This is a genomic window from Kitasatospora sp. NPDC097643 (assembly GCF_040302625.1).
Lineage (GTDB): Bacteria > Actinomycetota > Actinomycetes > Streptomycetales > Streptomycetaceae > Kitasatospora.
This window is the reverse complement of record NZ_JBEOSA010000013.1, coordinates 107,059-129,370: the sequence shown is the minus strand read 5'-3', so window position 1 is coordinate 129,370 and position 22,312 is coordinate 107,059. Positions and strand designations below refer to the sequence as shown.

Annotated in this window: 24 protein-coding genes; 19 read left to right on the top strand and 5 right to left on the bottom strand. The window is 72.3% G+C overall.

Going from position 1 to position 22,312, the window contains the following annotated elements:
* The first annotated feature begins 75 nt into the window (after window positions 1–75).
* From ABTY15_RS12075 to ABTY15_RS12060, 4 genes are all read left to right on the top strand, one after another.
* Window positions 76–156: an Ms5788A family Cys-rich leader peptide gene (locus ABTY15_RS12075; RefSeq protein WP_350517234.1), complete on the top strand. Its 81-nt coding sequence runs from the start codon at window positions 76–78 to the stop codon at window positions 154–156.
* Between the two features lie 224 nt (window positions 157–380).
* Window positions 381–1,217, top strand: coding sequence for a sulfurtransferase (locus ABTY15_RS12070; protein WP_350580503.1), 837 nt, complete (start codon window positions 381–383; stop codon window positions 1,215–1,217).
* Between the two features lie 38 nt (window positions 1,218–1,255).
* A complete protein-coding gene (locus ABTY15_RS12065) occupies window positions 1,256–1,546 on the top strand; it encodes a DUF1416 domain-containing protein (RefSeq protein WP_030059605.1) in 291 nt (96 codons plus the stop codon).
* A gap of 63 nt (window positions 1,547–1,609) precedes the next feature.
* A complete protein-coding gene (locus tag ABTY15_RS12060) occupies window positions 1,610–1,882 on the top strand; it encodes a DUF3099 domain-containing protein (protein ID WP_350580500.1) in 273 nt (90 codons plus the stop codon).
* Window positions 1,883–1,904: 22 nt separating this feature from the next.
* Here the strand turns inward: ABTY15_RS12060 and ABTY15_RS12055 are convergent, their stop codons facing one another.
* Window positions 1,905–2,267: a DsrE family protein gene (locus ABTY15_RS12055; RefSeq protein ID WP_350580497.1), complete on the bottom strand. Its 363-nt coding sequence runs from the start codon at window positions 2,265–2,267 to the stop codon at window positions 1,905–1,907.
* A 346-nt stretch (window positions 2,268–2,613) separates the two neighbouring features.
* Here ABTY15_RS12055 and ABTY15_RS12050 point away from each other — a divergent pair, with 346 nt between their 5' ends.
* From ABTY15_RS12050 to ygfZ, 3 genes are all read left to right on the top strand, one after another.
* Window positions 2,614–3,198 carry a heme-binding beta-barrel domain-containing protein gene (locus ABTY15_RS12050; protein ID WP_350580495.1) on the top strand — a complete coding sequence of 195 codons (585 nt, stop codon included), beginning with the start codon at window positions 2,614–2,616 and terminating at the stop codon, window positions 3,196–3,198.
* Between the two features lie 89 nt (window positions 3,199–3,287).
* Window positions 3,288–3,752, top strand: a complete 465-nt coding sequence (locus tag ABTY15_RS12045; RefSeq protein WP_350580492.1) for a Fur family transcriptional regulator — start codon at window positions 3,288–3,290, stop codon at window positions 3,750–3,752.
* Between the two features lie 10 nt (window positions 3,753–3,762).
* Entirely contained in the window at window positions 3,763–4,725 is a 963-nt protein-coding gene (ygfZ, locus tag ABTY15_RS12040) for a CAF17-like 4Fe-4S cluster assembly/insertion protein YgfZ (RefSeq protein ID WP_350580488.1), read from the top strand.
* 57 nt (window positions 4,726–4,782) lie between these two features.
* Here the strand turns inward: ygfZ and dtd are convergent, their stop codons facing one another.
* Complete coding sequence (gene dtd, locus ABTY15_RS12035) at window positions 4,783–5,223, bottom strand: D-aminoacyl-tRNA deacylase (RefSeq protein ID WP_350580486.1); 441 nt, start codon at window positions 5,221–5,223, stop codon at window positions 4,783–4,785.
* Between the two features lie 472 nt (window positions 5,224–5,695).
* Between dtd and ABTY15_RS12030 the strand changes: the two genes are divergently transcribed.
* The 3 genes from ABTY15_RS12030 (at window position 5,696) to ABTY15_RS12020 (ending at window position 7,679) form a co-directional block, all read left to right on the top strand.
* A complete protein-coding gene (locus ABTY15_RS12030) occupies window positions 5,696–6,340 on the top strand; it encodes an RsiG family protein (RefSeq protein WP_350580483.1) in 645 nt (214 codons plus the stop codon).
* A 74-nt stretch (window positions 6,341–6,414) separates the two neighbouring features.
* Window positions 6,415–7,374, top strand: coding sequence for an asparaginase (locus ABTY15_RS12025; RefSeq protein ID WP_350580480.1), 960 nt, complete (start codon window positions 6,415–6,417; stop codon window positions 7,372–7,374).
* A gap of 95 nt (window positions 7,375–7,469) precedes the next feature.
* Window positions 7,470–7,679 (top strand): dodecin, encoded by a 210-nt coding sequence (locus ABTY15_RS12020; RefSeq protein WP_350580478.1) that lies wholly within the window; start codon window positions 7,470–7,472, stop codon window positions 7,677–7,679.
* A 145-nt stretch (window positions 7,680–7,824) separates the two neighbouring features.
* On the opposite strand, the gene ABTY15_RS12015 is transcribed toward ABTY15_RS12020, so the two are convergent.
* Complete coding sequence (locus ABTY15_RS12015) at window positions 7,825–8,316, bottom strand: inorganic diphosphatase (RefSeq protein WP_030244505.1); 492 nt, start codon at window positions 8,314–8,316, stop codon at window positions 7,825–7,827.
* 76 nt (window positions 8,317–8,392) lie between these two features.
* On the opposite strand from ABTY15_RS12015, the gene dacB reads away from it, so the two are divergent.
* From dacB to folE, 6 genes are all read left to right on the top strand, one after another.
* Window positions 8,393–10,012 (top strand): D-alanyl-D-alanine carboxypeptidase/D-alanyl-D-alanine endopeptidase, encoded by a 1,620-nt coding sequence (gene dacB, locus ABTY15_RS12010; protein WP_350580475.1) that lies wholly within the window; start codon window positions 8,393–8,395, stop codon window positions 10,010–10,012.
* A gap of 256 nt (window positions 10,013–10,268) precedes the next feature.
* A complete protein-coding gene (locus ABTY15_RS12005) occupies window positions 10,269–11,459 on the top strand; it encodes an Rv3626c family coenzyme F420 biosynthesis-associated protein (protein WP_350580472.1) in 1,191 nt (396 codons plus the stop codon).
* 286 nt (window positions 11,460–11,745) lie between these two features.
* Window positions 11,746–12,873, top strand: a complete 1,128-nt coding sequence (gene tilS / locus ABTY15_RS12000) for a tRNA lysidine(34) synthetase TilS (RefSeq protein WP_350580469.1) — start codon at window positions 11,746–11,748, stop codon at window positions 12,871–12,873.
* A gap of 70 nt (window positions 12,874–12,943) precedes the next feature.
* On the top strand, window positions 12,944–13,498 hold the full coding sequence (gene hpt / locus ABTY15_RS11995) for a hypoxanthine phosphoribosyltransferase (RefSeq protein WP_350580467.1): 555 nt from the start codon (window positions 12,944–12,946) through the stop codon (window positions 13,496–13,498).
* Between the two features lie 226 nt (window positions 13,499–13,724).
* Window positions 13,725–15,779, top strand: coding sequence for an ATP-dependent zinc metalloprotease FtsH (gene ftsH / locus ABTY15_RS11990; protein WP_350580464.1), 2,055 nt, complete (start codon window positions 13,725–13,727; stop codon window positions 15,777–15,779).
* 107 nt (window positions 15,780–15,886) lie between these two features.
* Window positions 15,887–16,492, top strand: coding sequence for a GTP cyclohydrolase I FolE (gene folE / locus ABTY15_RS11985; RefSeq protein ID WP_329883966.1), 606 nt, complete (start codon window positions 15,887–15,889; stop codon window positions 16,490–16,492).
* A gap of 29 nt (window positions 16,493–16,521) precedes the next feature.
* On the opposite strand, the gene ABTY15_RS11980 is transcribed toward folE, so the two are convergent.
* Window positions 16,522–17,310, bottom strand: a complete 789-nt coding sequence (locus tag ABTY15_RS11980; RefSeq protein WP_350580461.1) for a ferritin-like domain-containing protein — start codon at window positions 17,308–17,310, stop codon at window positions 16,522–16,524.
* 117 nt (window positions 17,311–17,427) lie between these two features.
* Window positions 17,428–18,582 carry an alpha/beta hydrolase gene (locus tag ABTY15_RS11975; RefSeq protein WP_350580459.1) on the bottom strand — a complete coding sequence of 385 codons (1,155 nt, stop codon included), beginning with the start codon at window positions 18,580–18,582 and terminating at the stop codon, window positions 17,428–17,430.
* A 376-nt stretch (window positions 18,583–18,958) separates the two neighbouring features.
* Here ABTY15_RS11975 and ABTY15_RS11970 point away from each other — a divergent pair, with 376 nt between their 5' ends.
* The 3 genes from ABTY15_RS11970 to ABTY15_RS11960 all read left to right on the top strand — a co-directional run bounded on the left by ABTY15_RS11970 (window position 18,959) and on the right by ABTY15_RS11960 (window position 22,283).
* On the top strand, window positions 18,959–20,797 hold the full coding sequence (locus ABTY15_RS11970; protein WP_350580456.1) for a phosphatidylglycerol lysyltransferase domain-containing protein: 1,839 nt from the start codon (window positions 18,959–18,961) through the stop codon (window positions 20,795–20,797).
* Window positions 20,798–20,898: 101 nt separating this feature from the next.
* Complete coding sequence (gene folP, locus ABTY15_RS11965) at window positions 20,899–21,771, top strand: dihydropteroate synthase (protein WP_350580452.1); 873 nt, start codon at window positions 20,899–20,901, stop codon at window positions 21,769–21,771.
* A gap of 14 nt (window positions 21,772–21,785) precedes the next feature.
* The gene (locus tag ABTY15_RS11960; protein WP_350580450.1) at window positions 21,786–22,283 is read left to right on the top strand and encodes a nuclear transport factor 2 family protein; all 498 of its coding nucleotides are present in this window, start codon (window positions 21,786–21,788) and stop codon (window positions 22,281–22,283) included.
* Window positions 22,284–22,312 lie beyond the last annotated feature (29 nt).

The following is a 22,312-nucleotide window of genomic DNA, read 5'->3' as shown; positions in this document are numbered from 1 at the left end:
AGCATTCGATTCATCTGGTCTCGATATTCGATACGCTGATGACAGCGAGCCTTCGGTGTCCCTAGCATCGTCGACATGAAGCGACAGACGGATCTCACGAAGCGGCGGGCGGTCGACCTGTGCCGCGTGGCCGCCTGTCTGTGTCGAATGCGCTAACTCGGCATTGTGGCAGGGCAGTTGACGCCCGCCGCCGATCTCCCCGGTGACGTAGTCCGGCCGTCTCGGCCGAACGCCCCGGCCGCACCCCGCAATCTCCCGCCCGGTCGCCCCGGACACCCGCTCCCGTCTCGCTATTCGGACGGATATTCGGACCGTGGCCGCTCGGGCACCCCCGCTGAGCAGCACCTTCCGCCAACCGCCCTCGGATGGAGAACACCACCATGAGCCGCAGCGACGTCCTGGTCGACGCCGACTGGGTCCAGGCCCACCTGGACGACCCCAAGGTCGTCATCGTCGAGGTCGACGAGGACACCTCCGCGTACGACAAGAACCACATCCGCAACGCCGTCCGGATCGACTGGAAGAAGGACCTCCAGGACCCGGTCCGCCGCGACTTCATCGACCAGGCCGGCTTCGAGGCGCTGCTCAGCGCCAAGGGCATCGCCAACGACGACACCGTCGTCCTGTACGGCGGCAACAACAACTGGTTCGCCTCCTACGCCTACTGGTACTTCAAGCTGTACGGCCACGGCGACGTCCGCCTGCTGGACGGCGGCCGCAAGAAGTGGGAGCTGGACTCCCGCGACCTGGTCTCCGAGGTGCCGGCCCGCGAGGCCACCGAGTACCGGGCGCAGGCCGCCGACTCCTCGATCCGCGCCTTCCGCGACGACGTGCTCGCCGCCATCGGCAGCCTCAACCTGGTCGACGTCCGCTCGCCCGACGAGTTCTCCGGCAAGCTGCTCGCCCCGGCCCACCTCCCGCAGGAGCAGTCGCAGCGCCCCGGCCACGTGCCGAGCGCTCGCAACATCCCGTGGGCGAAGAACGCCAACGACGACGGCACCTTCAAGAGCGACGACGAGCTCAAGGCCCTCTACGAGGCCGAGGGCATCGACCTGGCGAAGGACACCATCGCCTACTGCCGCATCGGCGAGCGCTCCGCGCTGACCTGGTTCGTCCTGCACGAGCTGCTCGGCCAGGAGAACGTGAAGAACTACGACGGTTCGTGGACCGAGTACGGCAGCCTGGTCGGCGTGCCGATCGAGCTCGGCAGCAACTGAGCCTCCGGCTCGACCGTAAGTCAGAAGGGAAGACAGACATGTGCGGTGCGAAGGCCGGCGGCCCGGACCTGGCAGGAGTTGACGTGGCGAACGAGACGATCATCCAGGGTTCGGTGACCCGCGACGGTGAGCCGGTCAACGGCTACGTCCGGCTGCTGGACGAGGGCGGCGAGTTCACGGCCGAGGTGCCCACCTCGGCGACCGGGCAGTTCCGGTTCTTCGCCCGCCCGGGCAAGTGGACCCTGCGCGCGCTGGTCCCGGGCCAGACCGTGGACCGTCAGGTGGTGGCCTCCCAGGGCACCGCCGTCGAGGTCGCGATCGCGGTCTGACCGACGCGACGAAGCACTGAAGGCCCCTGCTCCGGCAGGGGCCTTCGGTCGTACCGTGGAGACGTGCAGGCAAGGCGGAGGCGTCGCTACTACTACGTCATGATGGGTGTGTGCCTGGGCTTGTTCGTCCTGGCCTGGGGAGTGGTGCGGTTCTTCTCCGTGCCCGCCGCGATCGGCCTGTGCCTGGTCGCGATGGTCATCCCGCCGGCCGCCGCGGTGTTCGCCAACAAGCGGGACCCGGATGACGACTGGTGGAACGACCCGCGCTGGGACGACCCGAAGTGGGACGAGCCAGGACACGACCGGGACCGCCCCGACCACGAGCAGCGTCCGTAGCCGCCGCAGCCGCCCGTGGGCGTCAGTACACGAGCGCCTGGACGCCGTCGGCCATGATCTCGCTGACGAAGACCTGCGCGCCCGCGATCCGGACGCCCTCGACGGTGTCCTTCTGCTCGATCCCGCGCCGCGCCGCGCACTGGGTGCACAGGGTCACCGAGCCGGCTGCGAGGATCGAGTCCAGCAGGTCCGGCAGCGGGGCCGCGTGCGGCAGTTCGAACTCCGCCGCCCGCCCCGGCAGGGCGAACCAGGAGGACTCCCCGGTCAGCCAGAGCGAGACCTCGATCCCGCTGGCGACGGCCACCGCCGCGACCGTGAACGCCTGCGAGCACCGCTCCGGCGCGTCCGCCCCTGCAGTGACCTTGATGACGAGTTTCTTCGACATGGCGCCACCTTAGAGGGCCCGCAACGTCCGGTCGGCGTAATCGCCGGATCACCGGGGCAAACCTTCGGCGGCGGGGGAGTGATCGCCGGACCGCGGACGTGGTGGGGCTCACCGCGAACCGCCGGTGCCCGGCGGATAGAGTGAGCGCCAGCAAAATCCACCACACTGTCGCCGCCTGGGAGCCCCCCGTGTCCGGTCTGGAAATGTTCTTCGACGGTCTGCTGGCCCTCATGGCCGTGCTGATCACCTGGTTCGCCATCTTCTCGGTGATGAAGCTCTACCAGGGCCAGCGCTGAGCCTGCCGTACGGTTGAGGCAGCCCCACACCGACGACAGCGACCAGGAACATGATCGAGATCCCCTCTGACCTCCACAAGGACGTCGTCCCGCTCGCCTTCCTCCTCGGTACCTGGGAGGGCGCGGGCGTTTACGACTTCCCGGGCACGGAGAAGTGCAACTTCGGCCAGGAGATCGTGATCCGGCACGACGGCCGCCCCTTCCTGGAGTTCCGCTCCCGTACCTGGGTGCTGGACGCCGAGGGCGAGAAGGTCCGTCCGCTGGAGAACGAGCACGCCTTCTGGCGCATCACCAGCAACGCCCACGGCACCAGCGGCGCCCGGGGGATCGAGATCTCCTCCGTCCGGGACGACGGCACCGTCGAGATCTGGTACGGCGAGCTGGCCGACGGCAAGCCGCAGATCGACGTCTCCACCGACGCGGTGGCGCGGATCGAGGGCTCGCCGGAGTACTCGGGTGGCAAGCGGCTGTACGGCTTCGTCAACGAGGAGCTGCTCTGGGTCGGCGAGAAGGCCGCCCCGAACGTGCCGCTGCGCCCGTACATGTCGGCCCAGCTGAAGAAGGTGCTCAGCCCGGCGCAGCTGATCAAGGACATCAACGACCTGCCGGACGACGGCATCGCGTTCTTCCGTTGAGCACGAGCGCTTGACCGTGAGGTAGGGACCGGCCCCGGGGCCGGTCCCTACACTTGCCTCAGGACCCCCGACTTGGCAGGGACAGTACCGTGGCGGAAACCGGCACCACCGACTGGCAGCTCTCCGGCGACTGGAAGGCCGACCTGCGCGAACGCGGCTACCGGCTGACCCCGCAGCGGCAGCTCGTGCTGGAGGCCGTCGACGTCCTCGACCACGCCACCCCGGACGACATCCTCTGCCACGTCCGGCAGACCGCCAGCGGGATCAACATCTCCACCGTCTACCGGACCCTGGAGCTGCTGGAGGAGCTGGGCCTGGTCTCGCACGCCCACCTCGGTCACGGCGCCCCGACCTACCACCTGGCCGGCCGCCACCACCACCTGCACCTGGTCTGCCGGGACTGCGACAAGGTCACCGAGACCGGCACCGAGATCGCCGAGCCGCTCATCCGGAGCCTGCGCGAGCAGCACGGTTTCGACACCGATCTCAAGCATTTCGCCATCTTCGGCCGCTGCGCCGACTGCACCGCCGAGCGCGCGGAGGGCCGGTCGTAAGCTGGCCGGTATGAAGAGCCCGCTGCTTGCCCTGCCCGGAGCCGTCCCCGCCGAGGGAGTCGACGAGGGCGTCGCCGCCCACTACGGCGACATCTTCCGGGAGCAACGGAACCTCTCCCAGGGCACCGGCTTCGTGGACCTCTCGCACCGCGGCGTGGTCACCGTCACCGGCGAGGACCGGCTGGTCTGGCTGCACCTGCTGCTCACCCAGCACGTCCTGGAGCTGCCGCCGCAGCAGGCCGTCGAGGCGCTGGTGCTCTCCGCGCACGGGCACGTCGAGCACGCGCTCTACCTGGTCGACGACGGCACCACCACCTGGGTGCACGTCGAGCCGGGCACCCAGGGCGAGCTGGTGGCCTACCTGGAGCGGATGAAGTTCCTCTACCGGGCCGAGATCGCCGACGCGACCGCCGAGTACGCGGTGGTGCACCTGCCGGCCGGCTCCCCGGTCTCCGCCGAGGGTGCCGTCGCCGTCCGCGAACTCCCGTACGGGCGGGATCTCTTCGTGCCGCGCGCCGAGCTGGCGGAGCTGACCGCCGGGTACGGCCCGGCGGCCGGGATCTGGGCGTACGAGGCCCTGCGGATCGAGGACCACCGGCCGCGGCTCGGCTTCGAGACCGACCACCGCACCATCCCGCACGAGGTGGACTGGCTGCGCACCGCGGTGCACCTGCAGAAGGGCTGCTACCGCGGGCAGGAGACGGTCGCCCGGGTGCACAACCTGGGCCGCCCGCCGCGCCGGCTGGTCTTCCTGCACCTGGACGGCACCGAGGAGTCGCTGCCCCCGCACGGCACCGAGGTGCGGCTGGCGGCCGACCCGGACGGGCGGGTGCTGGGCTTCGTGACCTCCTCGGCGCGCCACCACGAGCTGGGGCCGATCGCGCTGGCGATCGTCAAGCGGAACGTTCCGGTGGACGCGGTGCTGCTGGCCGGCACGGTGCTGGGCAACCAGGACGTGATCGTCCCGCAGTAGGCCGTCCGCGGGCCGTCAGCCGGCCGTCGGCGGGCCCGCTCAGGGCCCGCCCGGCGGTCAGACCTCCACGAGGACGGTGAACGGGCCGTCGTTCACCAGCGCCACCTGCATGTCCGCGCCGAACCGGCCGGTCTCCACCTTGGCGCCGAGCGCGCGCAGGTGGGTGACCACCTCGTCCACCAGCGGCTCGGCGACCGGGCCGGGGGCGGCGGCGTTCCAGGTGGGGCGGCGGCCCTTGCGGGCGTCGCCGTAGAGGGTGAACTGGCTGATCACCAGGAGGGGCGCGCCGAGGTCCGAGCAGCTCTGCTCGACGCCCTCGTCGTTCTCCGGCAGCAGCCGCAGCGTCCAGAGCTTGCGGGCCAGCTGGGCGGCCTTGGCGGGGGTGTCGTCGTGGGTGACGCCGACCAGGACGCAGAGCCCGGGCCCCTCGATCGCGCCGACGGTCTCCCCGGCCACCGTCACCCTGGCCTCGGTCACTCGCTGCACCACTGCTCGCATGCGGCCATTGTGCCCGACCTCCTGTGCGGGCCTGCCCGGCCCGGGGCACATCGGTGGGGCGCGCGCGTGGGGCCGTGCGCCGGGGGGTGTGCGCCTGCGCGGGAGTGGGCGCCGCTCTTCCAGGCGAAAGGCCTCGTCATATCAGCCACCCCCGTTCGCCAGGGGGCCGTTCGGGTGCACGGGCGGTGCGCGCGCGCCGGGTGGGGTGGCACGCTGGGGGACCGTACGGAGGGTCCGGGGCGCCACGAGGTCCGCCGCGCCGGGCCGGGTTCGGCCGGGCGGTCGAGCCGGTAGGACAGGTGTTCCGGCGGTGTCGTCCGGGTGGGTGGTTCCGACCGGGAACCGGAACCTTTCGGGGGTGCCCGGGCGTGCCACCGGACGGGCGCGCGAGCCCGTCGGGGACGGGCCGGACCGGCGGCAGGGACGGGGCGCCGCGAGCGGGCGGGATCGGACGACGGCAGGTGGTTGGGTGATGGACGCGAGCAGCACGGCGCGGTACCGGTCCGGACCGGCGGCGCGGGCCGCCGGGGACACCGGGGGCCCGGAGCCGGCGGTGGGCCCCGCCCTCCCGGCGGCGGGCCCCGGGGCGGAGCCCGACCTGGAGCGGCTGGGCCTGGACCAGCTGCGCACCCTGCGCCGGGAGACCCTGGAGCAGGAGGAGGACCTCTCGTACCTGCGGCGGCTGCTGCACGGGCGGATGGACATCCTGCGCGCCGAGCTCGACCGCCGGCCGGGCGGCGGCCCGCTGCGGCCCGCCGGGCCGGGCGGCGACGGGCCCGCCGGCGACCTGCTGGACCGGCTGCCCGCGATCCTCACCGACGCGCCCTCCACCGTGCGCCGCTCGGCCCGGCACGTCACGCTCGGGCCGCCGCGCGGGTACGAGTCGCAGCTGGAGGCCGACGCGTTGATGGGCGACGTGCAGCTGGCCGACCTGGCCGCACACCCGGCCGAGGAGCTGTTGGCCGCGCTGGAGCGGCTGCGCGCGCACGAGCGCGAGGTGTCCGGGCGGCGGCAGCTGCTGCTGCGCACCGCCGACGGTTGCAATGCCGAGATCACCCGCAGGTACCGTGATGGGGAGGCACGGGTCGACGACCTGCTCACGGGTGGCCCGCTCTGACCGGGTGAGGCGCCGCGGGCGGGCGGGGGCCCGGTTCGCCCCCGGTTCACCCTCACCCCGGAAGGCCACCCGCCATGTCCCAGTCCGCCACCCCGGCCGTGCTCGCCGAGGTCATACGTTCCGGCTTCACCGAGGGCCGGCACCACGGCTCGCTGGTGCTGCTCGCCGCCGACGGCTCGGTCGAGTTCGCGCTCGGCGACCCCGACGCGCCGGTCTTCCCCCGGTCGACCGCCAAGCCGTTCCAGGCGGTGGCCACCCTGCGGGCCGGGCTGGCGATCGAGGGCGCGCTGCTGGCCCTGGCGGCCTCCAGCCACTCCGCGGAATCGTTTCACCTCGCCGGCGTGCGGACCATCCTGGGCTCTGCCGGGCTCGACGAATCCGCCCTGCGCACCCCCGCCGACCTGCCGCTGGACGAGACCGAGGCGGAACTCCTGCTCGGCTCCGGCGGCGGCCGCGCCCCGATCCTGATGGACTGCTCCGGCAAGCACGCCGGCTGGCTGGCCGCCTGTGTCGCCAACGGCTGGGACACCGAGGGCTACCTCGACCCCGCCCACCCCATCCAGGAGCTCGCCCGCGAGGCCCTGGAGGAGGGCACCGGCGAGACCGCGGCGCACGCCGGCGTGGACGGCTGCGGCGCACCGCTGCTGGCCGTCAGCCTGACCGGCCTGGCGCGCGGCTACCGGAGCCTGCTGCTGGCCGCCGAGGACAGCGCGCCGCGCCGGGTGGCCGACGCGATGCGCACCCACCCCGAGTACGTGGCCGGCACCCGCCGGGCCGACACCTGGCTGATGCGGGCCGTCCCGGGCGCGCTGTCCAAGATGGGCGCCGAGGCGGTCCAGGTGGTGGCGCTGCCGGACGGTCGGGCGCTCGCCTTCAAGATCGACGACGGCGGGGAGCGGGCCCGCGGCCCGGTCCTGGCGGCCGCGCTGCGCCGGCTCGGGGTGACCGCGCCGGACGACACCGTGGAGCGGATCGGCGCGGCCCCGCTGCTGGGCGGCGGCGTCCCGGTGGGCGGGGTCCGGGCGGCGTTCTAGCGCGTCCTGCGCTCCTTCGCCCCTGTCGGCGTGCGGGCCGACCGGTGGCGGTGCACGGTGGACCGGGGGCCGTCGCACAGCTGAGGGAGTCCGTCATGACTGACCACGTGTACCGGGTGACCGAGATCGTCGGGTCCTCGACCGAGAGCGTCGAGGCCGCGATCCGCAACGGGGTCGAGCGGGCCTCCCGGACGCTGCGCAACCTCGACTGGTTCGAGGTGACGCAGGTCCGGGGCCATCTGGAGGACGGCCGGATCAAGCACTACCAGGTCGGCCTGAAGATCGGCTTCCGGCTGGAGGACTGACGCCCGCCGGGTGTCCCCCAGGGGACATCCGGACACATCCGGGAACGGCAGAGGCCGGGGCCTGCGGACGAATCCGCGGACCCCGGCCTCCGGCTGCCCCGACCTGCCTCGAACCGTCGTGATCGAACGAGATCGGAACGACGGCTCAGTGGCCGCCCTGCTCCGCAAGACGCTTGATCGAAGCGGTGACCTCGGCCTCGGCCTCGGCACGGCCGACCCAGTTGGCGCCCTCGACGGACTTGCCGGGCTCCAGGTCCTTGTAGACCTCGAAGAAGTGCTGGATCTCCAGGCGGTCGAACTCCGACACGTGGTGGATGTCCCGCAGGTGCTCCCAGCGCGGGTCGGTCGCCGGGACGCACAGCAGCTTGTCGTCGCCGCCGGCCTCGTCGGTCATCTGGAACATGCCGATCGCGCGGCACTTGATGAGGCAGCCCGGGAAGGTCGGCTCGTCCAGGATGACCAGGGCGTCCAGCGGGTCGCCGTCCTCGCCGAGCGTGCCCTCGACGTAGCCGTAGTCGGCCGGGTAGCGGGTCGAGGTGAAGAGCATCCGGTCGAGCCGCAGACGGCCGGTCTCGTGGTCGACCTCGTACTTGTTACGAGAGCCCTTCGGGATTTCGATAAGGACGTCGAACTCCAACGGTTCCTCCAAGGTAGGGACTGACAGAATCCAAGTGTCTCCTACGGGAGTGAGTGCTCAGGAAAGGGGCCGGTCGGTGGGAGCAGGGGTCGGGGCGGCGCGCCGCCGCAGGGGGACGACGGCCGGGCTGTTCGGGGTGGTGTTGCTCGTCGCCACGACGGTCCTGACCTCGGGTGGAGCGCACGCGCAGCCGTCGCCCAGCCCGAGCGGTCGCACCGCCGGACAGGGCGAGGACGAGGACCGGGACGGCAAGAAGGGCGACCACGGCAAGGGCACCGGCAAGCCCAAGCCCGGCGAGACCGGAACCACCCGCCCGGGCGAACCGTCCGCCACCACCGGCCCCACCACCGGCACCGCTGCCACCGCCCCCGGGCGGACCCCGAGCGGCAGCGGCTCGCCGGCCGCCCGCCCGGTCCCCACCGTGGGGACCGTCCTCGCCTCCGCCGAGGCCGGGTCGGCCGCCGCGGTTCCCACCGGGACGGGCCTCCAGCAGGCTCTCGCCGCCGCCCTCGGGGACAAGAACCTCGGCACCGTCACGGTCGCCGTCGCGGACGCCGCGAGCGGCCAACTGCTGTACGGCTCCGGGGAGAACACCCCGGCCACGCCCGCCTCCACCACCAAGCTGGCCACCTCGGTCGCGGCCCTGTCGCTGCTCCCCGCCGACACCCGGCTGACCACCCGGGTGGTCAAGGGCGCGGGCCCCGGCGAGATCACCCTCGTCGGCGGCGGTGACCCGACGCTCACCGCGCTGCCCGCCGACCAGGTCCAGATCGGCGGCCAGCCCGTCGACGCCGACACCGCCCCCGCCTCGCTCGACGCGCTCGCCAAGCAGACCGCCGCCGCCCTCAAGGCCGACGGCACCACCACCGTCAAGCTGGACTACGACCTGTCGCTGTACAACGGCGACCCGAAGCACAAGAACCACGACGCGCAGAACATCGCCCTGGTCGTCCCGCTGATGGTCGACGAGGGCAAGGCCGACCCCAAGAGCCGGGAGGAGGCGCCGAACCGGGTGGCCGACCCGGCCGATCAGGCCGCCGAGAGCTTCGCCGCCCTGCTCAAGGCCCAGGGCATCACCGTCGAGGGCAAGGCCAAGCCCGCCACCGCCCCGGCCGCTGCCACCGCCGCAGTGCTCGGCCGGGTCGACTCGCCGACCATCGCCAGGCTGGTCGAACGCCTGCTGACCAACTCCGACAACCAGCTCGCCGAGGCGATCGCCCGTCAGGTGGCCATCGCCGCCCACCAGCCGGCCAGCTTCGAGGGCGCCGCGGCCGCCGTCGTGAAGGAGCTCACCAAGCTCGGCGTGCCGATGTCCGGAGTGTCCCTCAACGACGGCAGCGGCCTGCACCCCGGCAACGCGATCCCGCCGGTCGTCCTGGTCCACCTGCTCTCCCTCGCCGCCTCCGAGCAGCACCCCACCCTGCGCCCGGTCATCACCGGCCTGCCGATCGCCGGCTTCACCGGCACTCTCGGCAAGCGCTTCGGCTCCGGCTCCGGGGCGGCCGACGCGGCCGGCCTGATCCGCGCCAAGACCGGCACCCTCAGCGGCGTCAACACCCTGGCCGGCACCGTCGTCGACGCCGAAGGCCGCCTCCTCGCCTTCGCCGTGATGACCCGCACCGCCGCCCCCGCCGACACCGCCCGCGCCGCCATGGACCGCATCGTCGCCCGCCTCACCACCTGCGGCTGCCACTGACCCGGCTCGCTGGCCCCCGACGCCGCCCCGCCCGCCGTACGGCAGGCGGGGCGGCGTCGGTCGGTCCGCCTCTCCGGTAGTGGGCCGCTGCGCCGAGTGGTGTGTGCGCCGCGGGGCCGGGGGTTCGTCAGGCGGGTCCGGGCGGTGACTCGTGGGCGGGTGTGAGGTGTTGGGGGTTTGCCGGGTGGGGCGCGGATTGGGGTGGGGTGCGGGCAGGTGGCTCCCCCAGGTGGGCCCGAGCACGTACCGTGAGGGCATGACGAGCGCGAGCGGCGGTGCTGACATGGTCGACTGGAATCTCGCGGTCGCAACCGCGACCAGGCTGGTTCGGCCGGGGCCGGAGGTGAGCCGGGCGGAGGCGGCGGCGGTGGTCGCCGAGCTGCGCCGGCACGCCCTGGAGGCGGAGGAGCACGTCCGGGCGTTCACCGGGATGCGGTCCAGCAGTCTGGCGGCGGCCGCCGCGACGCCGGTGCTGGTGGTGGACCGGCCGGGCTGGGTGCGGGCGAACGTGGCGGGGTTCCGGACGGTCGTGCAGCCGCTGGTGGAGAAGTTGCAGGCGCGACGGGCCAACAGTTCGACGGCGAGCGTCTTCGGCGCGGTGGGGGAGAAGGCGACCGGGCTCGAGGTCGGCGCGCTGCTGGCCTTCCTGGCCACCAAGGTGCTGGGGCAGTACGAGACCTTCGCCCCGGCGGAGCCCTCGCTGGAGGCGCCGGACAGCCCGGCCGCGCTGTTCGACAAGCCGCGGCTGGGGCCGGACGGCCCGGGCCCGGGCCGGCTGCTGCTGGTGGCGCCGAACATCGTGCACGTCGAGCGGGAGCTGGACGTCGACCCGTCCGACTTCCGGCTCTGGGTCTGTCTGCACGAGGAGACCCACCGCACCCAGTTCACCGCGGTGCCGTGGCTGCGCGACCACATCCAGTCCGAGGTGCAGTCCTTCCTCGCGGAGACGGACGTCGATCCGGGCGCCCTGCTGGAGCGGCTGCGGGAGGCGGCGGGTTCGCTCGGTGGCGGTGGTGGCGGGCTGCCGGGCGGCGCCGGGGGCCGGGAGGGTACGGCCTCGGCCGGGCTGCTGGAGATCGTCCAGTCGCCGGCGCAGCGCGAGATCCTGGGCCGACTGACGGCGGTGATGTCGCTGCTGGAGGGCCACGCGGACGTGGTGATGGACGGGGTCGGCCCGGCGGTGGTGCCGTCGGTGGCGGAGATCCGGGAGAAGTTCCAGCAGCGCCGGGACCGCGGCGCGAACCGGCTCGACCTGGTGCTGCGCCGGCTGCTCGGGATGGACGCCAAGCTCCGCCAGTACCAGGACGGCGCGGTGTTCGTGCGCGGGGTGGTGGAGCGGGTCGGCATCGAGGGCTTCAACCGGGTGTGGACGTCCCCGAACACGCTGCCGACCAAGGAGGAGATCCACGACCCGGCCGCCTGGGTGGCCCGCGTCGCCCGGCCCTAGGCGCGCACCGGCCCCAGGCACGCACCGGCCCGGGACCGCCGCCGCGTGGTCGGCGGCGGTCAAACCCGTTCGTACGAGTGGTCCAATCGGGCAGACGGGGGGTGAAGATACGTTTCTCCATTCACCCGAACGTGGGACGGTGGTCGTACCGGTGGCGCGGGTGGCGTAGCGGGTCGCTCCTTTCTGCCACCATCTGTGAGCGCCCGGTAACACGGCGCTCACGCAGGTGCGCGGTCCCGCCGCGCCCGCCGCCGTCCTGTCCCCCTCCGCCGAGGAGTCGTCCGCCGTGGGCCCTCACCCCGCCGTCGCCGCGATACGCCTGGCCGTTCGCCGCACGCTCACCGAGCTCGCCGCCGAGACCGGTACCACCTTCACCGCGCCCGTGCGCGATCCCCGCGAACGCCCGGCCGGGGCGCCGCTGGTCGGCGCCGCGGTCGGCACCACGCTGATCGGCAACGCCCCGCGCCACCCGTCCGGGCTGCCCCGCACCCCGGCCGCCCCCGGCTCGCCGCTGGTCCTGGTCGCCGTGAGCGGCGGCGCGGACTCGATGGCGCTGGCCATCGCCGCCGCCTTCGAGGCCCCCAAGATCGGCCTGCGGGTCGGCGCCGTCACCGTCGACCACGGTCTCCAGCCGGGCTCCACCGAGCGCGCCGCGCAGGTGGCCGAGCGGCTGCGCTCGCTCGGCCTGGACCCGGTCGAGGCGATCCCGGTCCGGGTCGGCCGCGCCGGCGGGCCGGAGGCCGCCGCCCGGGACGCCCGCTACGCGGCGCTGGACGAGGCCGCCGAGCGCCTGGGCGCGGTCGCGGTGCTGCTCGGCCACACCCGGGACGACCAGGCCGAAACGGTGCTGCTGGGGCTGGCCCGCGGCTCGGGCGCCCGGTCGCTGGCCGGGATGCCGGCGCAGAAGGGCCGCTACCGCCGCCCACTGCTGGAGCTGGACCGCGCGGCCACCCGGCAGGCCTGCTCCGCGCAGGCGATCCCGGTCTGGGACGACCCGCACAACTGCGACCCCGCCTACACCCGCTCCCGGGTCCGGCACGAGGTGCTGCCGGTGCTGGAGAAGCACCTCGGCGGCGGCGTGGTGGAGGCGCTGGCCCGGACCGCCCGGCTGTTCCGCGACGACGCGGACGCGCTGGACCAGTGGGCCTCGCTGGCCGAACGCGACCTCCGGACGGGCGAAGGCGCCCTGGACGCCGTGAAGCTCGCCGAACTGCCGCCCGCCGTGCGTCGCCGGGTGCTGCGCCGGGCGGCGCTGCGGGCGGGCTGTCCGGCCGGCGACCTGTTCGCGCGGCACCTGGAGACGATCGACCTGCTGGTCACCGGATGGCGCGGTCAGGGCCCGCTGCACCTACCCGGGGGCGTCGAGGCCACCCGCAGGTGTGGCACGCTGGTCTTTCGGCGACAGGGCGACTGACGGGCTGGCATGCCCCGGGGGAGCCGACCGCCGGTCACACAGACCCCGAACGTTTGAGGACGTATCCCCGGTGGACCAGAACGACATGGGCGCTGACCTCGCGAAGGTGCTCATCAGCAAGGACGAGATCGACGCCAAGCTCGCGGAGCTGGCCGAGCGCATCGACCGGGACTACGCAGGCAAGGACCTGCTGATCGTCGGCGTCCTCAAGGGGGCCGTGATGGTCATGGCCGATCTGGCCCGGGCCCTGCACTCGCAGGTCACCATGGACTGGATGGCGGTCTCCTCGTACGGCATGGGGACCAAGTCCTCCGGCGTGGTGCGCATCCTCAAGGACCTCGACACCGACATCGCCGGCCGGGACGTCCTGATCGTCGAGGACATCATCGACTCCGGTCTGACGCTGTCCTGGCTGCTGGGCAACCTGGGCTCGCGCGGCCCGGCCTCGCTGGAGGTCTGCACCCTGCTGCGCAAGCCGGACGCGGCCAAGGTCGAGATCGACGTGAAGTACGTCGGCTTCGACATCCCGAACGAGTTCGTGGTCGGTTACGGACTGGACTACGCCGAGAAGCTGCGTAACCTCCCCTTCATCGGGACCCTCGCCCCGCACGTCTACGGCGGCTGAGAGCCCCGTTCGGGCGATGGGCGGGAACAGGAGCCTGTTCCCGCCCGTTGGACCGGGGGGAAAAGAACGAAGGCCGTCTCGCTGCGCTCCCGTCACTGACGGGGCGTCCTGCGGTACGGTCCAATAAAACCGCTCTTCACATGAGCACCGACCGGATGCGCCGCGGCCCACAGCCCCACGGCGCCGTTGAGTGGCAGGAGGGACGGGGCGGCAACGCCCCGCATGGATGGACGTCAAGCGATACTTCCGTGCGCCGATCATGTGGATCGTGCTGGCCGTCCTCGCCGTCATCGTGCTGATGCAGGTCGTTTCGGACTCGAACGGCTACAAGACGGTGGACACCGGTCAGGTGGTCGCCGCGATCGACGCGAAGCAGGTCAAGTCGGCGCAGATCACCACTGGTGACTCGAACACGATCAAGATCCAGCTCAAGGACGGCGCCACGCTGTCCAACGCCGGTACGGGCAAGACCCCGTCCGGCAGCAAGTTCCAGGCCTCGTACATCGGCGACCAGGGTGTCGCGATCGCCGACAAGCTCCAGGCCCAGATCAACGACAACGACCAGAGCACGCTCTCCGAGGGCTACACCATCAGCCCCGAGAAGCAGAGCACCTTCGTCAGCCTGCTGCTGTCGATGCTCCCGATCGTGATCATCGTCCTGGTCTTCCTGTTCCTGATGAACCAGATGCAGGGCGGCGGCTCCCGGGTCATGCAGTTCGGCAAGTCCAAGGCCAAGCTGCTCACCAAGGACACCCCGAAGACCACCTTCGCGGACGTCGCGGGTGCCGACGAGGCGGTCGAGGAACTCCACGAGATCAAGGAGTTCCTGCAGGAGCCGGCCAAGTTCCAGGCCGTCGGCGCCAAGATCCCCAAGGGCGTGCTGCTCTACGGCCCGCCCGGTACCGGCAAGACCCTGCTGGCGCGTGCCGTCGCGGGCGAGGCCGGGGTGCCGTTCTACTCCATCTCCGGCTCGGACTTCGTCGAGATGTTCGTCGGTGTCGGTGCCAGCCGCGTGCGCGACCTGTTCGAGCAGGCCAAGGCCAACGCCCCGGCGATCGTCTTCGTCGACGAGATCGACGCCGTCGGCCGGCACCGCGGTGCGGGCCTCGGCGGTGGCCACGACGAGCGCGAGCAGACCCTCAACCAGCTGCTGGTCGAGATGGACGGCTTCGACGTCAAGGGCGGCGTGATCCTGATCGCCGCGACCAACCGCCCCGACATCCTGGACCCGGCGCTGCTGCGCCCGGGCCGCTTCGACCGCCAGATCGCGGTGGAGCGCCCCGACCTCCAGGGCCGGCTGGACATCCTCAAGGTGCACCAGAAGGGCAAGCCGATCGCGCCCGACGTCGACCTGTCGGCCGTCGCCAAGCGCACCCCCGGCTTCACCGGCGCGGACCTGTCGAACGTCCTCAACGAGGCTGCTCTGCTGACCGCCCGCTCGGACAAGAAGCTGATCGACAACGGCATCCTGGACGAGGCGATCGACCGCGTCGTGGCCGGTCCGCAGAAGCGCACGCGGATCATGTCCGACAAGGAGAAGAAGATCACCGCGTACCACGAGGGCGGTCACGCCCTGGTCGCGGCGGCCTGCCAGTACAGCGACCCGGTGCACAAGATCACCATCCTGTCCCGCGGCCGGGCCCTCGGCTACACCATGGTGCTGCCGGACGAGGACAAGTACTCCACCACCCGCAACGAGATGCTCGACCAGCTGGCCTACATGCTGGGCGGCCGCGCGGCGGAGGAGCTGGTCTTCCACGACCCGACCACCGGTGCCTCGAACGACATCGAGAAGGCCACCGCGACGGCCCGGGCCATGGTCACCCAGTACGGCATGACCGAGCGCCTCGGTGCGATCAAGTTCGGCAGCGACAACTCGGAGCCGTTCCTGGGCCGTGAGATGGGCCACCAGCGCGACTACTCGGAAGAGGTCGCCGGGCTGGTCGACGAAGAGGTCAAGAAGCTCATCGAGGCCGCGCACAACGAGGCCTGGGAGATCCTGGTCGAGAACCGCGACGTGCTCGACAACCTGGTCCTGGAGCTCCTGGAGAAGGAGACCCTGAACAAGGAGCAGATCGCCGAGATCTTCGCCCCGGTGGTCAAGCGCCCGACCCGGCCGGCCTGGACGGGCTCCAGCCGTCGGACGCCGTCCACCCGGCCCCCGGTGCAGTCGCCGAAGGAGCTGGCGCTCACCAACGGCGCCGCCGCCACCGAGACCGCTCCGGTCGACGTGGTGAAGCTCCCGCCGCTTCCGGCAACCGAGCCGCCGACCGAGGGCTGAGGCCCCGCGCGGAACGGAATGGATGCCGCGTCACCAGGGTTTGTACCCTGGAGGCGCGGCATTCGTGCTGCTCAGCAAAATCTGTCTTCCCAGTAAGCGAGGCTCGCATGATCGACCCGGTGACGCTCGACGGTCCGCCCGCCGTCGGGACCTTCGACCAGAAGCGGGCCGAGAACGCCATCCGCGAGCTGCTGCTCGCCGTGGGGGAGGACCCGGACCGCGAGGGCCTGCTGGAGACTCCGGCCCGGGTCGCCCGGGCGTACAAGGAGATATTCGCGGGCCTCTGGCAGGAGCCCGAGGAGGTCCTCACCACCACCTTCGACCTCGGTCACGACGAGATGGTGCTGGTGAAGGACATCGAGCTGACGTCCGTCTGCGAGCACCACCTGGTGCCGTTCCGGGGCGTGGCGCACGTCGGGTACATCCCGTCCACCAGCGGCAAGATCACCGGCCTGTCCAAGCTGGCCCGGCTGGTCGACGTCTACGCCCGCCGCCCGCAGGTGCAGGAGCGGCTGACCAGCCAGGTGGCCGACGCGCTGATGCGGATCCTCGAACCGCGCGGTGCGATCGTCGTGGTCGAGTGCGAGCACATGTGCATGTCGATGCGCGGCATCCGCAAGCCGGGCGCCAAGACCATCACGTCCTGCGTGCGCGGCCAGCTGCGCGACCCGGCCACCCGGGCCGAGGCGATGAGCCTGATCATCGGTCGCTGAGCTCCCGCGAGGGCTGCTGAAGGCCGGGCTCAGAGCACCTCGTGCTCGGCGTGCGGCGGGGCCGGGGTGCCCAGGGCGTTGCGGCGCTCGGGCATCCGCAGCGTCACCATCCGCCGCCAGCCGAATGCGCGGTCGTACAGGTAGAGCGCGTGCACCCCGAGGCTCACCACGGCCAGCTGCCAGCGCGGCCAGCGCAGGATCCTGGCCATCCGGGCGGTGACCGCGAGGCCGACGTCCCGGTGGGTGCGGATCTCGCCGCGGGCGCTGGTCTCCAGGGTGTGCCGGATGTACGGGCCGTGGCCCTCGGCCAGCAGCCGCAGCAGCTCCTCGTGGCAGTACGCCAGGTGGTTGTCCTCGTCCGCGGAGATCATCCGCATCGCCCGGCCGAGGTCGGGGTTGTCCCCGTACACCTTGACCAGCTGGCGCATCTGCTCGGCGGCGCGCTGCTCGGTGACCCGGCTGTGCGCCAGGTAGGTGATGATCTCGCGGTCGGTGAGCGGGACGTCGCTGTTCAGCCGCTCGTGGGAGAGGCCGATGCCCTGGCGCTCCAGGAGCATGCAGTAGTCGGCGTCCTCCGGGACGGGCACCTTGGGCAGGCCGCGCTTGTTCAGCAGCTGGGTGAAGATCCGGCCGTGCTTGCGCTCGTCGGCGCCGTGCCGGGCGACCTTGGGGGCGAGCACCGGGTCCCGGGTGAGCGCGGTGATCCGCTCGTTCTCCCAGCCGCCCTGGTCCTCGCCGCCGGCCGCGATGCTGCAGAACAGCTGGTAGGCCTGGTCGTTCCGGTAGATCTCGTTGAAGAGCGATCTGGTGCTCAGCACGGTGCCTCCTGCACGGATCCGGGGCGGCACCCGCCCGGGGCCGGGCGGGCGGTCGCGATACGTTCCCCCCGGGGTTCCGGCCGGGTGGGGCGACCGGCCGGTAATCACCCGGATGCGTCAGCCGAGGTGGGCGCCGGCCCACTCCAGGGAGGCGGGCAGTTCCCGGATCCAGCTGTCGAAGTTGTGGCCGCCGTCGTCCAGGTACATCGACTCGACGGTGAACTGCGGGTTGGCCTGCGCGACCTGCTGGGCCTGCTCGACGAACTGGACGGTCTGCTGGTAGTCCGCCTCCTTGCGGGTGGAGACGACCAGCATCGCGAGCGGCGGCGCCGGCAGGTTCTGCAGCCGCCAGACCAGGTCGCTCTGCTGGGCCAGCGCCTTGTCGCCGCCGAACAGGCTGCCGCCGGTGAACTGGTCCTCGTGCACGCTGAAGTCGCCGTGCTGGCCCACCGTGACGCCGTAGACGCCCGGGAAGCGCATCGCCAGCCGCATCGCGCAGCTGCCGCCGGTGGAGTAGCCGAAGATCCCCCAGGAGCTGGCCGAGCGGCCGATCCGGTAGGTGGTGCGCAGCGCCTCGGGGACGTCCTTGACGAACCAGGACTCGGCGCGCGGGCCGCCGGGGACGTCCACGCACTCGGTGTCGCGCGGCGGGGCGACGGTCGGCCGGGCCATCACGACGATGGTGGGCGGCATCTTGCCGGACTTCTGGAGCTCCGCGGCGGTGCGGACGACCGGCAGCTCCTTCATCAGGTTGAGCGTGGTGCCGGGGTAGCCGGAGAGGATCAGCAGGACGGGGAAGCGGACCAGGGCGAACTTCGGGTCGAAGTACTCGGGCGGCTGGTAGACGAACATCTGGTCGGACAGCCCGGTCTCCTTGCCGGTCACCCGGACCGACTCGACCTTGCCGACCTCCTCGGGCGGGCCCTTGGGCAGGTCGGTGACGGTCTCCAGGCCGCCCTCGTTGGTCGGCTGGACCAGCGCGTCGGAGACCGGGGTGCCGCCCTTGTGGTTCTCGTTGCTGGTCAGGGCGAGCTTGGCGCCGCCGGGGCTCAGCAGGTCGTCCCAGGACGTGTAGAACCCGAAGGAGTTGTTCACCGACAGCGCCAGCACCGCCAGCACCGAGACCTGCGTGACCGTCAGCAGGCCGATCCGGCCGAGGACCGGGAGGGGGCGCTGCCTCGCCAGCCGGGGCCAGATCCACAGGGTGGTGACGAGAGCCGCGGCGCCGAGCGCGAGCAGCGAGTTCACCAGCGCGTCGCTGGTCAGTTCCATGCCGTCGGCCTTCCGGTGGGACACTGTCGATGCATGCTTCATCGTCTGGCGGTCCGTCAGGTCGGGCCACCGCGGCTAGGCTGTCCGGACGCCCGCGCAGGTCGGGAGGGCGGGGGAGGCGGCAGGCAACCGGCGCCCTAGAATGCGGCGTCCACCGTACGTAAAGCGTCCCGGAGGGTCCTGCCGCGCCACGCGGCGTGCGGCCCCCGGCTCCCGCCCCCGGCTCAACCGCAGCGCGTCCGAGGCCCCGGTTTACCGACCGTTTCCGGGTCCTTGGTGTGCGCATTGCCTGATGAAGGAAAAGGCATGAAGGTCCATCACGCGTCCTCCTCCGAAGTGACCGGACGGCGCCCCGCAGCCTCTACGCTGAGCTTCCATGAGTGTTCCCGTGTCCGTTGAGCCGAGCCCCGAGCAGCCGCGCCGCCGCCGTGGTCTGCAGACGCTTCGCACCCAGGCGGCCGCCGTTCCGCGGGCCTGGCTGCCCGGTGTGGTCGGGTACGCCTGTCTGCTGATCGGACTGGTGGACATCGCCAGCGCGGTGTTCCCCAAGCTGCGGCACACCAAGATGCACAGCTTCGCCGGGCAGCTGCCGGGCGGCACCACCACGCTGGCCGCGGTCGGCACCCTGATGGTCGGCCTGCTGCTGGTGCTGCTCGCGCACGCGCTGCGCCGGCGCAAGCGCCGGGCCTGGCGGGCCGTGTGCGTGCTGCTGCCGGTCGGGGCGGCGCTGCACATCGTGCGGTGGCACCAGGTCGGCCCGGCGATCGTCTCGCTGGTGCTCTTCGTGGTCATGCTGGTGCACCAGCGCGAGTTCTACGCCAAGGCCGACCCGCGCACCCGCTGGCGGGCGCTGGTCAACCTGATCGCGATGGGCACCGTCAGCGTGCTGCTCGGCCTGCTGATCGTGAGCACCCGGACCAAGTACGAGATCGGCCACCCCGGCCTGTACGAGCGGTTGCAGCACGTCGGGTACGGGCTGTTCGGGTTCGAAGGACCGATCCGGTACACCAACATCCGGATGTCCGACCTGGTCGCCTACCTGCTCGGCGGGCTCGGCCTGATGACCGCCTTCACCACCGCCTACCTGGCGCTGCGCCCGGAGAAGCCCAAGCCGGAGCTCACTCCGGAGGACGAGGAGAAGGTCCGCGAGCTGCTCAAGCGGCACGGCGAGCGCGACTCGCTGGGCTACTTCGCGCTGCGCCGCGACAAGAGCGTGCTGTTCTCGCCCACCGGCAAGGCAGCCATCTCCTACCGGGTGATCTCCGGCGTGATGATGGCCTCCGGCGACCCGATCGGCGACGTGGAGGCCTGGCCGGGCGCGATCAAGGTCTTCATGGCCGAGGCCCGTGAGCACGCCTGGGTGCCCGCCGTGACGGGCTGCAGCGAGCTCGGCGGCGAGGTCTGGACCCGCGAGGCGGGCCTGGACGCGCTGGAGCTGGGCGACGAGGCGATCGTCGACGCCACCACCTTCTCGCTCTCCGGCCGGGCCATGCGCAACGTCCGCCAGATGGTCAAGCGGATCGAGCGCAACGGCTACTCCTGCCAGGTGCGGCGGGTCCGCGACCTCACCCTGGCCGAGAAGCACCGGATCGCCGACGCGGCCGTCCGCTGGCGCGGCACCGACACCGAGCGCGGCTTCTCGATGGCCCTGGGCCGCTTCGGCGACCCGCTGGACGACGACTGCGTGGTGGTCACCGCCCACAAGGCACCGGAGGAGGGCGAGAGCGGCGACGACCTGAAGGCCGTGCTGCACTTCGTGCCCTGGGGGGCGGACGGCATCTCGCTGGAGCTGATGCGCCGCGACCGCGCCGCCGACCCGGGCCTGAACGAGCTGCTGATCGTCGCCGCCCTTCAGGCCGTGCCCGCCATGGGCGTGCGCCGGGTGTCGCTCAACTTCGCGATGTTCCGTTCGGCGCTGGCCCGCGGCGAGCGGATCGGCGCCGGACCGGTGCTGCGGGCCTGGCGCGGGCTGCTGGTCTTCCTCTCGCGCTGGTTCCAGATCGAGTCGCTGTACAAGTTCAACGCCAAGTTCCAGCCCGAGTGGGAGCCGCGCTTCCTGGTGTACCCGAACACCCGGGACCTGCCGCGGATCGGCTTCGCGGCGATGCAGGCCGAGGCCTTCATCACCCTCGGCATGCCGCGCTTCGGCCGTCGGCGCCAGCGCGAGGGCCTGATGCCCGCGCCGGCCGCCCAGGAGGTCACCGAGGCCGCCTGAGGCCGCCTGCGGCCCCCTGAGGTCGCTCGAGGTCGTTCGAGCTCGGGGCACGGGGCCCCCGCCGGGAACCACCGGCGGGGGCCCCGTCCGATAATGAGGGCATGAGCAATTCGCCCGCCTCCGCCCTGCCGGCCGGTCTGCCGCGGCTGGACCGCTGTGCCGTGATGGGTGTGGTCAACGTCACGCCCGACTCCTTCTCGGACGGCGGGCTCTGGCACGACCCCGCCAAGGCGATCGCGCACGGGCTCGCGCTGCGGGCCCGCGGCGCCGACCTGGTCGACGTCGGGGGCGAGTCCACCCGGCCCGGCTCGCAGCGGGTGCCCGAGGAGGAGGAGCTGCGCCGGGTGCTGCCGGTGGTGCGCGAGCTGGCCGCCGCCGGGGTGGTGGTCTCCGTCGACACCATGCGCGCCTCCGTCGCCGAACAGGCCGTCGCGGCCGGCGCCCGGCTCGTCAACGACGTCTCCGGCGGCCTCGCCGACCCGGCGATGGCCCGGGTGGTGGCCGAGACCGGCGCGCCGTTCGTGGTGATGCACTGGCGCGGGCAGTCCGCCGACATGGACCGGCTGGCGGTCTACCAGGACGTGGTCGCGGACGTGGTCGGCGAGCTGACCGACCGGGTGGACGCGCTGCTGGCGGCCGGGGTCAAGGAGGACCAGTTGATCCTCGACCCGGGGCTCGGCTTCGCCAAGACCCCCGAACACAACTGGGCGCTGCTCGGCCGGCTGGACGCGCTCACCGCGCTCGGTCGTCCCGTCCTGGTCGCCGCATCGCGCAAGCGGTTCCTGGGTACGCTGCTGGCCGACCCGCAAACCGGGGAGCTCCGCCCGGCCCGGGAGCGCGACGACGCGACCGCTGCGGTGTCGGTGCTGTCGGCCCGGGCCGGCGCCTGGGCGGTGCGGGTGCACGACGTGTCCGGCACGGCGGACGCCGTCCGGGTGGTCGCGGCCTGGCAGCGCGCGGCCCGGCAAGGGTGAATTCGGGAGGGTCTGTGACGGGTGACGGCAGGTTGAGCGGCGGGACGGCCGGACGGGCCCGCGAGGCGGACCTGGAGGCGGTGCTCGCGGCCAACCGGGCGCTCTACGAGGCGCTGGAGCGCGGGGACCTGGAGGCGGTCGAGGACGTCTGGCTGGGGGCCGCCGACGCGGACGACAAGGGCGGCGTGGTGTGCGTGCACCCCGGGTGGCCGGTGCTGCGCGGGCGGGCCCAGGTGACCCGCTCGTACATGCTGATCATGATGAACACGGAGTACATCCAGTTCTTCCTGACCGATGTCGAGGCCGAGGTGCACGGCGATGTGGCCCTTGTCACGTGCACCGAGAACATCCTCTCCGGGGGCGAGGCGGAGGAGGAGGGGGAACTCGGACCGCTGGTCGGCGGAAAGGTCGTCGCGACCAATCTGTTCCGTCGTACCCCGGCCGGGTGGAAGCTCTGGTCGCACCACGGTTCACCCGTTCTGACCAGCGGCGACGAGGACGACGAGGACTGATCCGGACTGGGCCGGGAAATCGCCCCCCG